General features: G+C 75.4%; 9 protein-coding genes. 6 read left to right on the plus strand and 3 right to left on the minus strand.

All coding sequences use genetic code 11. The features are described 5' to 3' along the window. Positions 1–6: 6 nt before the first annotated feature. From PV341_RS18885 to PV341_RS18895, 3 genes are all read left to right on the plus strand, one after another. Complete coding sequence (locus PV341_RS18885) at positions 7–1,299, plus strand: copper amine oxidase (RefSeq protein ID WP_500321783.1); 1,293 nt, start codon at positions 7–9, stop codon at positions 1,297–1,299. A gap of 124 nt (positions 1,300–1,423) precedes the next feature. Next, entirely contained in the window at positions 1,424–2,671 is a 1,248-nt protein-coding gene (locus PV341_RS18890) for an SAV2148 family HEPN domain-containing protein (protein ID WP_499514625.1), read from the plus strand. Between the two features lie 221 nt (positions 2,672–2,892). Then, complete coding sequence (locus PV341_RS18895) at positions 2,893–3,606, plus strand: 3'-5' exonuclease (RefSeq protein WP_500321782.1); 714 nt, start codon at positions 2,893–2,895, stop codon at positions 3,604–3,606. Here PV341_RS18895 and PV341_RS18900 read toward each other — a convergent pair. Continuing rightward, on the minus strand, positions 3,587–5,218 hold the full coding sequence (locus PV341_RS18900; RefSeq protein WP_500321781.1) for a PQQ-binding-like beta-propeller repeat protein: 1,632 nt from the start codon (positions 5,216–5,218) through the stop codon (positions 3,587–3,589). The two genes, PV341_RS18895 and PV341_RS18900, sit on opposite strands and share 20 nt — an antisense overlap. Positions 5,219–5,284: 66 nt before the next feature. Continuing rightward, positions 5,285–6,145 carry a phosphotransferase enzyme family protein gene (locus PV341_RS18905; protein ID WP_500358452.1) on the minus strand — a complete coding sequence of 287 codons (861 nt, stop codon included), beginning with the start codon at positions 6,143–6,145 and terminating at the stop codon, positions 5,285–5,287. A gap of 33 nt (positions 6,146–6,178) precedes the next feature. Here PV341_RS18905 and PV341_RS18910 point away from each other — a divergent pair, with 33 nt between their 5' ends. The 3 genes from PV341_RS18910 to PV341_RS18920 all read left to right on the plus strand — a co-directional run bounded on the left by PV341_RS18910 (position 6,179) and on the right by PV341_RS18920 (position 7,962). After that, positions 6,179–6,532 (plus strand): hypothetical protein, encoded by a 354-nt coding sequence (locus PV341_RS18910; RefSeq protein WP_500358454.1) that lies wholly within the window; start codon positions 6,179–6,181, stop codon positions 6,530–6,532. Between the two features lie 165 nt (positions 6,533–6,697). Beyond that, positions 6,698–7,597 carry a hypothetical protein gene (locus PV341_RS18915; RefSeq protein ID WP_500321777.1) on the plus strand — a complete coding sequence of 300 codons (900 nt, stop codon included), beginning with the start codon at positions 6,698–6,700 and terminating at the stop codon, positions 7,595–7,597. 65 nt (positions 7,598–7,662) lie between these two features. Next, positions 7,663–7,962, plus strand: coding sequence for a YciI family protein (locus tag PV341_RS18920; RefSeq protein ID WP_500321776.1), 300 nt, complete (start codon positions 7,663–7,665; stop codon positions 7,960–7,962). Between the two features lie 16 nt (positions 7,963–7,978). On the opposite strand, the gene PV341_RS18925 is transcribed toward PV341_RS18920, so the two are convergent. Continuing rightward, the coding region (locus tag PV341_RS18925; RefSeq protein ID WP_500358456.1) for a CHAT domain-containing protein at positions 7,979–10,451 on the minus strand (2,473 nt) is incomplete at its 5' end.

Genomic DNA, 10,451 nt, shown 5'->3' on the forward strand with positions numbered 1-10,451 from the left:
GCAACCATGCGCACCACCAACGTGCGCCGGGCCATCGGTACGGCCTCGGCGCTCCTGCTCCTGCCCGCGCTCTTCGCGGGCTCCACGGCCGGCGAGGCCGGCGCGGCCCCCCGGGCCGGCACCGCGGCCGCGGTGGACTGCGGCACCGCCACCGCCATCACCAAGGCCCTGCCGAACGGCACCAGCTGGAGCATGTGCTGGCGCATCAGCGGAACCAAGGGCCTGGTCCTGGAGAAGATCGCGTACAAGCCGAAGAGGGAACCGCAGCCGCTCAAGGTGCTGACCTCGGCCACGCTCGCGCAGGTCAACGTCCCGTACGACTCGGGGCTGACCGAGTACAACGATCTGTCCGACATCGGCTTCGGCAACACCGCGGTCGACATCGGCCCCGAGGAGTGCCCCGGCGGGACGATCAGCTCCGCCTACGTCCCGCAGCAGCAGCGGAACGTCAAGGCGCTGTGCACCACCACCGCCCCGCACGGCTACGCCTACCGCAGCGACGTGTACGACGACCAGGGCAACTCCACGAAGTACACCAAGCAGGGCAGCGACCTGGTGGTCTTCTCCGTCTCCCAGCTCGGCTGGTACGAGTACGTCACCCAGTGGAACTTCTCCGACGACGGCACCATCACCGCCAAGATGGGCGCCACCGGTGACCTGTCGCCCGGCGACTACAGCGGAGAGGGCACCGGCTGGCCCATCGGCACCGGCGACCACGACCACTCCACCAGCCACTACCACTCGGTCTTCTGGCGGCTGAACTTCGGCCTGGACGGCTCCACGCAGGCCAAGGTCGAGCAGTTCGACACCAAGAAGGCCGGCCAGGGCTCCGGCTCCGCCGTCCTGAAGACCACCAGGACCCCGGTCACCAAGGAGCTGGCCGCCTCCTCCGCGCTGCGCCGCTGGTGGCGCGTGGTCTCCACGGCCGGCAAGAACGCCGACCGGCATCCGCGTTCCTGGGAGCTGGTCCAGCAGCACTCCGACCACTACGACGCCCACGCCTACACCTCGAAGGACGTGTACTTCACCCAGTACCGCGCCTGCGAGCAGCTGGCCAGCGGGAACAGCGACCCGGCCTGCAACGGGCGGGGGACCTCGGTGGACAAGTGGGCGGACGGGGAGGCCCTCAAGCACCCGGTGGTGTGGGTCAACGTCGGGTTCCACCACGTCCCGCGCGACGAGGACCAGAGCCCCATGCCGATCCACTGGCAGGGGTTCCAGCTCGCGCCACGCGACGTGACGGCCATGAGCCCGCTCACACCGGACGAGCTCTCGGGCCACAACGGGCAGGGACACTGAGCGTCCCGCCGCGCCGGACCCGGTAAGCATGTGGTGAAGTAGCGTCGTTACGGCTGCACCGCCTCCCGCCCCGCAGTACCCTTCCTTGATCGTGGACGGGGGCGGGAAGGCGGGTGCAGTCGTGATGTCGGGAGGTCTGGTGCTCCCCGGTGGTGGTGATCAGGGGGACCCGGGCGGCGGCATCGGCGAGGGAACCACCGGCACCACCTCCCTGGCACTGCCGTTGGAGATCGGAGCGGAACTGGACTGGGGCGCCGACGAGTGGTCCGAGGTGCGTACCCGCGCCCGGCGCGCCGGACGGGCCTACGTGTGGCTCAACCTCGTCGAACAGCGCCTGCGCGCCGTCGTCAACGCCGTGCTGCGCCCGATCTACGAACCCGTGCACGGCGACGAGTGGGTGGTCGCGGCCGCCGGCCCGGCCGGCCACGAGTGGGTGCAGCGGGCCGCCGCCGTGCGCGAGGTCAGCCGCCGCAAGGGGTTCCTGCTCGACCCGGCCGACGACAACATCCTCAGCTTTCTGACGCTGCCGCAGCTGCGTGAACTCGTCGTCCAGCACTGGCCGTGCTTCGAGCCGTACCTTGACGACCGCCGGGAACTCGAACTCGCCCTGGACGAGCTGGAGGTGGCCCGGCACGTCGTCTCCCGCAACCGTGCCCTGTCCCGCACCGTGCTGGACCAGGCCGAGCGGGCCGCCGCCCGGCTGCTGGACATGCTCGGCTCCGGACCCGGCTACCCCTCCGCCGAGCGGCTGCCGGTGGACGCCGTAGAAGAGCTCGTGGCCGACCGCTACGCCGACGTCGTCGGCGTCTACCCCGACCGGGTGCGGCTGCAGCGCCAGCTGCCCGCCGAGGACCTGTTCGGGGGCGCGCGACGCCTCGACGCCGTGGGCATCGGCCTCAACCTGCTGGTGCAGAACTACTCGGGCAAGCGGCTGGTGCGGCTGGCGGAGTCCGGCTGCCGGGTGCGGCTGCTCTTCCTCAACCCGGCGAGCAGCGCCGTCCGCCGCCGTGAACGCGAACTCGGCCTCGGCCGCGGCGAGCTCAGCCGCTCCGTGGAGATGAACATCATGCACATGCGGCGGGTCCGGGCCCGGCTGCGGGACACCGCCGCGTTCGAGATCCGGGTCTTCGACGAGACCCCGCGCTTCACCGCCTACCTCGTGGACGGCGACACCTCGGACGGCATCGCGGTCGTCCAGCCCTACCTGCGCAAGGCCCGCGGCATGGAGGCGCCGGTCCTCATCCTGCGCGGCGGGCCGCGGGAACTCGTGCAGATCAGGGCCGGCGAGGCCCCCGAGGCCGAGCACGGGCTGTTCGAGATCTACCGCGAGGAGTTCGAGGGCGTCTGGGCCGACTCCCGGCCGGTCTCCTGACGGCCCGGCGGCCGCCGCGGCCGGACCTCCCCCGCAGCCCGGCCGCAGGAGTGTCAGTGGCGCGCGGGATGATGGAGCGGCACACGGGGGAACTGCGGGAAGGACGTACGCCACATGGGCATGGGACGACGCCGGGCATGGCGGGCCGGCTCCGGACGGGGGAGGACCGCGGGCGACCGCCCGCGCGGCGCGGTGAGCGCCACGGTCACGGGGGGCGCGCGATGAGCTGGATCAGCGACGCGCTGGTCGCGTTCGACCTGGAGACCACCGGCACCGACGTCGAGACCGACCACATCGTCACCGCCGCCGTCGTACGGCTGGAGGCCGACGGGGCCGTCTCGCGGGAGTGGACCTGGCTGCTCGACCCGGGCGTGGCCATACCCGAGCAGGCCTCCGCGATCCACGGCATCTCGACCGCCCACGCCCGTGCGCACGGCGCCCCGGCCGGTGCGGCGGTCGAGGAGATCGCCCGCACCGTGGCCGAGGTACTGCGCTCGGGCACACCGCTGGTGGTGATGAACGCACGCTACGACCTGTCGTTGCTGGACCGCGAGTGCCGGCGGCACGGCGTCGCGTCGGTCAGCGAACGGCTGGGCGGCGTGCCCTCGCCGGTCATCGACCCGCTGGTCATCGACAAGCACGTCGACAAGTACCGCAAGGGCAGGCGGGCGCTGCAGGCGCTGTGCGCCCACTACGGCGTGCAACTGGAGGGCGCCCACGACGCGCGGGCCGACGCGGTGGCCGCGGCCCGCGTGGTGCGCCGCATGGGGGAGCGGCACGAGCCCGTCGGCCTGATGCCGCTGGCGGACCTGCACGCCCTTCAGGTCCGGGCGGCGGCCGAGCAGTCGGCCTCCCTCCAGGCGTACCTGCGGCGCACCGCCGACCCGGCGGCCGTCGTCGAGCAGGCCTGGCCGGTCATCCCCCGGCCGAGGTGACCTGGGGGTCCGCCGGCGCGACCGGGGCGCAGTCGAGGATCCGCCCGTCCACGGTCCCGACCAGGAACCTGCCGGCACCGGCCGCCGCGAGGGACAGGGGCACGACCACCTGACCGTCGACGCGCAGCCGGTGCCGTCGGCGCGGGCTGCCGGTGCGTGCGTCGAGCGCCACGACCTCCCCGGACCGGTGCGCGGCGTAGACGGTGTCCTCGTCGGCGTCCAGGGCCGTGACCGGCTCGTCGGCGGCGAACACCCACTCCGGCGTGCCGTCCGGGAACCGGCGCCGCACCACGAAGGCGTTCCGTGCCGGGGCCTCGCCCGCGTCGCGGACCACGGCGGCCTGGACCAGCGCGTCGCCGTCCAGCCGGACGGCCGGTCCGGGGAAGAGGTGGGAGCCGCGCCCGGGTTCCCAGTCGAGGGGGAAGAGCCTGCGCAGCTCCGGCTCGGCGTCCGCTGCCCCGCCGTCGAGCGCGCCGACCCACGCCCGGCCCCGCGGCACACCGTGGAGGTCCCGCACGAAGAGCAGTTCAGCGCCGCGCCGCAGACGGAAGTCGCTCGCCGTCAGCGTGAAGCGCGCCGCCTCGGTGCCGTCGGGGGCCAGCAGCCGGGTCGCGCCGCCCCCCTGATCCGGCCCTCCCTGCCGGACGGCGAGCCGGCCGTCACGGCTGCCGGTGAACGTCACCGCGTGACCGGGCTCGAAGGCCTCCAGCAACCGCCCGTCCGCCAGGGACACCCGCTGCACCAGCGTGCCGGAGCGCTGCCACCCCTGCCCCGACGGGCGCAGGGTGTGCCGGACGTTGACCCAGGCCGACCGCTGGTCGGCGGCCACGTGGATCTGCTGCCCGCCGTCCGGGTCGGGCACCGACCACTGGAGCTGCCCCGTCGGCAGCCGGCACTCCAGCAGCGCGCCCTCGGCCGTCGCCAGCACCCGGCCGTCGGCGAGCACCTCGACGGCCCGCACCTGACGGCGCGGCGCCCACGCCGTCCCCAGGGCGGTGCCACGCTCCGTCAGCAGGTCGCGGGCGTCGCCGCCCTCGGGGTACGCGTACGGCACCCGAGGGCCCATCACTTCGCGGTACCCGACGGAGCGGGCGGGCACCGCCCGCCAGTCCTCGCGCTCCAGGACGGACTCGAAGCCGTGGCTGAAGGCGTACTCGTGGTCCTTGTCCTCGGGGGTGACGACCAGCCGCAGGCGCCGCCCGTCCACCCACCGGACGGAGGTCACCTCGCGGCCGCCGTCCAGGACCGGCCGCACGTCGCCCGACTCCAGGTCCATCAGCAGCAGCTGGCCCTCGAAGTCCCAGCTGCCGTCGTAGCGGCCCACGCCCACGGCCACCAGCGGGAGGAGCGGATGGAAGGCGACGGAGTTCACCGGCCACGGGCACTCGTACACGTGCCGGCAGCGCAGGTCCCGGGCGTCGTAGACGCCGACGCGGTACCGGGGCCAGCGGTCGGTCCCCGCCCGCCCCGACTGCGGCCAGGAGATCCACCCCATGTCGCCGCCCACGACCAGGCGCCCCAGCCGCTCGTCCGCGACGGCGACGCGCGGTTCACCGACCTCCGCGAAGGGACGGTCGGCGAGGACACGACGCACGATCGAGGAATCTGACATGGACACCGCCCAGGCCGAAGGGGTGCCCATCCTCGCAGCCCGAGCCGGACGGCGAGGCAGGAAGGGTCAGAAGGGGTACCAGCGCACGGCCGGATCGCCGTCCCGCAACGAGGCCACCCGCCGGCGGAACTCCGCGAGCGCCGCCGGGTTGCCCGGCGCGTGCTGCGCCACCCAGGCACAGCTCGCCGTCTCCCGCGCCCCGCGCAGCACCGCGCAGCCGTCCCACTCGCGCACGTCCCAGCCGTAGGCGGCCGTGAAGGTGTCGTAGGCGTCCGTACCGAGGCCGTAGCGGTCACGGCTGAGCGCCATGACGACCAGGTCGTGCTCGCGCAGGTCGGCGGAGAAGGTCTCCAGGTCCACCAGGACCGGACCGTCCGGGCCGACGTGCACGTTGCGCGGCAGCGCGTCGCCGTGGATCGGCCCCGCGGGCAGGTGCGGGGTCAGTGCGGCCGCCGCGGCGGCGAAACCGTCCCGGCGTTCGCGCAGGTACGCCGCGTCCGCGGGGTCCACCGCCGGCCCGGCCAGCCGCAGCCACCGCTCCACCCCGTCCAGCAGGTCACGGCGCGGCAGGGCGAAGTCCGGCTCGGGCAGGGCGTGCACGAGCCGCAGCAGCGCGGCGAGGTCGGCGGGTTCCGCAGGCCGTACGGTGTCCGCAAGCCGCTCCCAGTACGTGACCGGGTGCCCCTCGACCAGCCGGGCCTGCGGCGCCGCCGCCCGTACCGCAGGAACGCCGTGCGCGGCCAGCCAGGACGCCGTGCGCACCTCGCGTGCGGCCCGGTCCAGCAGTTCGGGACCGCGGCCGACCTTCGCGACGGTCACGCCGTCCGCGAGTTCGAGCACCGCGTTCTCGCCGAGCGCGATCAGCTTCGCGCCGTCCTGTCCGTCCGCCGCGAGCACGGCCCGGGCGAGCTCTTCGGTGAACGCCATACGGCAATGATCGCAGATCAGTAGGCTGGTCCGGTGACCGAGGACGACGTCATGGCCTTCTGCGAGACGCTGCCGCGGCTGCGGCGCGCCGCGAGCGGCGACCCGGCCGAAGCGGCCGAGCTCGAGGCCGTCGCCGAGACCGTACGGCAGGGCGCCGGCGACTTGGAGCTGGTCACCGACCTCGGGCTCCGGCTCGGCGTACGGTTCGACTCCCGCAAGGACGCGGGTGGTTACGCCCAGGTGCCCGGCATGACCGGCGGGGGCGGCGGCCTCCTGCGCCACCGCTGCCCGCGCGGCGTCTGCGCCCGCAGCGAGGACCCGACGGCGTCCGTCACCGCCCCGCACTGCGCGATGTTCGACGCCGAACTGCGGCCCGTCTGGTACTAGGCCTGTCGTCCCGGTCCCTGCGGGTGAAGGAGGAGCGTCCGGTGCGCGCAGTCCCACGGTGGAGGAAGCGTCCGGCACGGGCGGCCGGTCCGTGCGGGCGACGCGGCGGATGCGCCCGCCGGGCGGCGCGGGGCCGCAGCGGCCCGGAAGGCGGGTACTAGCGCGGTGGCGGGTCTGCTGGACGAGATCGGCGGGAAGCTCGCCGAGCGCTGGGTGTCCCTGCTCGCGCTGCCCGGATCGCTCTTCCTCGGCACCGCATGGGCCGCCCATGTGCTCGGCGGACGGGGGCCGTTCGACGCGGGCCGCCTGCTGCACGAGGTCGAGCGCTACGCGGACTGGACCGACGCCCACGGCGGCGCCGCGCTCTTCCTGGCCCTGGTGGCCGCGCTCCTGCTCGCCGTCGTACCGGGCCTGGCGGTGCAACTGCTGGCCCGCGCCGTCCAGGTGCTCTGGCTCGGGCCCTGGCCGGGAGGATCGGGGGAATGGCTCGTGCGCCGGCGCCGCGTCCGGCGCGAGCGCGCCGACGCGGACGTCGCGGCCCACCTGCGGAACCACGAACGCGACGGCGACGAGGCCGAACTGGCCGCCGCCCGGGCGGCCGAGGCACGCCGCGACCGGATCGCGCCCCTGCCCCCGGCCCGTCCCACCCGCATGGGCGACCGGATGCACGCCCTGGAGCACCGCGTCGGCGGGTACTACGCGGTGCCCTTCACGGCGGTCTGGCCGCGCCTGTGGCTGGCGGCCACGGAGGCCGACCGCGGGGAGATCCGCACGGCGGCCGGTGCCTTCGAGGCGTCCACCCGGCTGTGCGGATGGGGCCTGCTGTACGCGGCGCTGGCCTGCGTCACCGCGTGGTGGCCCGCGCTCGTCGTCGGCGCCGTGCTCGTGTCCGCCGCCTGGTGGCTCGGCCGCGAACGGCTCTTCGCCCTGGCGGACCTCGCCGACGCCGTCGTGGACCTGCGTCTGCGCTCCGTCGCCCGTGCGGTGGGGATCCCCGTCCCGCCGGGGCCCGTCGCCCCGGCGACCTGGCAGGAGCTCGACCTGGTGCTGCGCCGCCGCAGATGACCCCGCGGGAGCGGGCGCTGCCATGATGTGGCGGGCCGCCCGGCCCGCCACGAGATCGGACGAGCATGCTGCACCTGCTGTTCCTGACGTACACCGGATCGGAAGCGGACGCCGGGCCTTTCGTCGCCGCCCATGTCGCGTTCCTGGAACGCCACCACCGTGCCGGCACGTTCCTGCTCTCCGGGCAGACGGTGCCCTCGTCCGAGGGCGGCGTGATCCTCGCCCGGGGCACGGACCGGCGGACGATCGAGCGGATCGCGGCGGAGGACCCCCTGGTGACCTCGGGGGTCGCCGCGTACACCGTGACCACCGTCGACCCGGCCCGTGTGCACCCGGACCTGGCCGGACCGCTGGGCGGCGCCTGACGTCCCGTCGCGGGGCTCAGCGGCCGATGTGGACGAAGGGCGCCCAAACCGCCGGGGAGCGGGCGTAGCGGGTGCGCAGGGCGCGGATGACGTGGTTGAGGGCGCGGCCCGCGTCCGCGGGGGCGACGGCGCCGGGCGCCGGGCCGCGGAGCGCTGCGTACAGGCGGGCGGCCAGGAGGGCGCAGACCGCGTCGTCGGCCTCCCAAAGGGCGCCGACGACCTGGGGGTAGCCGGCGGTCTGGAAGGCGGAGGCGAGGTGGACGGCCTCGTCCGGCAGCTGCCCGGTGTGCGCGGTGTGGCAGGCGAGCAGCACCGCCAGCTCGGCGTAGAGCAGTTCCTGCCGGGAGACGTCCGCGGCGCTGAGCGGCCCGCCGTGCAGGAGCAGGTGACTGGCGGACGGGTCCCGCGGGTCGCTGACGCCGTGGCAGGCGAAGTGCACCCAGCGGGCCGTGCGCAGGGCCGACAGGACCCGTTCCGGCGTGGCCGCCTCGCCCTCGACGGCGCGTACGCCGCCCAGCGCGTCCGCGATCGCGGCGACCTCACGGGCCGAGGCGCCCGCCGAGCCCGCCGTGCCGGTGGGCCGGCCGACGGCGAGCAGCCGTCCGCCGGTGCGGCCGGAGGAGACCTGCCGGGCGTGCCGCAGGGCGCGCAGGGTGGGGGTGTAGGAGGAGGCCACCCGGTCCAGGACGGTGCTCGCGTCGCGCAGTTGGTGCCGCCGCTGCAGTCCGGCCGCGTGCAGCGGCAGGTACGCCAGCGGCCCGGAGGCCGACCACCACAGCCGGGGCGCGGCCGACGCGGGGGCGTCCGCGGGGAGCGGCCGGGTGAGGCCGAGGGCGGTGAGCACCGGCTCGGCCACGGTGCGCCAGAGCCAGGCGAGGGTGTCCAGGACGAGTTCGCGGGCGCGGTCGTGCTCCTCGTCGGGCGCGGTCCGCGGCAGGCTGACCGCGCCGAGGAACTCCTGTGCCCGCAGGGCCAGCTGTCCTTCCGTCAGCTCACGCAGCGGAACGGAGAAGATGCGCTCCTGCGTGACGATGAGCGCGTCGCACCGGAGCCGGTCCACGTTGACCGCGACGACCGGTCCCTGCGCCGCCACGGCGCGCATCTCTCGTTCCGTGGGCGGCATCAGGAACCGCTCGAAGCCCGGCTTGCCGCGGACGCGCATCAGCAGCGCCTCCCACTCGGCGGCCGGCACGTGCCGTTCCATGAAGTCCTCGCCCGCCTCGGCCCGCCGCAGGCGTCCCCCGAGCCCGGCGAACTCCCGGGCCAGCAAGGGGTGCGCCGCGGACAGGGCGGTCAGATCGGCGCGGGCCTCCAGGTCCTGGCCCATCAGGACGGCCCGGCCCCGCTCCAGCAGCGCCAGCGCCTGCGCGGGGCGCCCGGCGGCGAGCGCTGCTGCGCAGCCGGTGCGGCCGAGGCTCGTACCGGTCAGGGGATCGGGCCGGCCCGCCCCCGACGGGTCGGCGCCGTCCACCCCCAGGTGCGCCATGGGGTAGCGGCGGCCGAGCAGCGCCCCGCCGACGGTGGCCCGGCGGTCCTCCCGCGCCAGGGCCCGCGAGGCCAGCGACGGCAGGGTCTCCAGGGCCCGTGCCGCCGCGTCGGCCGCGGCCGCCCAGTCGTGGTGCTCCAGGGCGTCGGCCATCGCGATGCGCGCCACTTCGAACCGCAGCGCCGGCATCTCGCCCGCGGGCGACGCCACGAACGCGACCTCGGCCGCCCGCGCCGCCCGCCGGTCCCCGCGGACCGTGGCGTCGGTGTAGTCCGCCCAGTGGCCGTACGAGGTCACCATCCCGCCCAGCAGGTCCGTCAGGCCCGGGGTCCGTTCCACGCGCCGTGAGGCGTCGGCGATCCTGCGGCGCGCCTCGGCGGCCAGGACGGGGTCCTGGGTGAGCCCGGCGAGGTTGGTGAGCGCATTGGCGTACTCGACCTCCCCGGCGGCGCGCTCGGGCGCGTCCCCGGGCAGCAGGTCGAGCGCCGCGCGCAGCTCCCGGCAGCAGGCGCGCAGGGCGCCGGTGTCCATGGCGAGCACCGCCCGCATGTGCTGCCACGGCGCCGAGGCGAGGACCAGGCGGACGTGCTCCGCGCAGCCGTGGGGGAGTTCGGCCAGGACGCGGTCGCCGAGCGCGGCCGCCTCCTCGATCACGGCGGCGTCCTGGTCGGCCATGTAGCGCATCCCGATGACCGCCATCAGCAGGCCGGCCGTCCACGCGCGTTCGGCGCTGCCGGCCTCCGTCCGCTCCAGCGCCTCGCGCAACCGCCGCTCGGCGTCGGCGACGAAGGCGGGATCCATGCCCTGGGGCGTGCCGGGGCCCTTGGCCAGGGCGTCCAGCAGGGGCCGCATGTCGGGCGGGACGGGGAAGGCGGTGGTGAAGCGCGCGTACAGGTCGTCGGCTGCTCCTTCGCCCTCGCTCTCGGCCTCGCCGTCGCCCGTGCCCGTGCCCGCGCCCACGCCCGGTTCCGGTCCGGGCCCGGGTTCCGGGGCGGGGGTGGGC

The sequence above is a fragment of the Streptomyces sp. PA03-1a genome (assembly GCF_033792805.1).
In the GTDB taxonomy this organism is placed as follows: Bacteria; Actinomycetota; Actinomycetes; order Streptomycetales; family Streptomycetaceae; genus Actinacidiphila.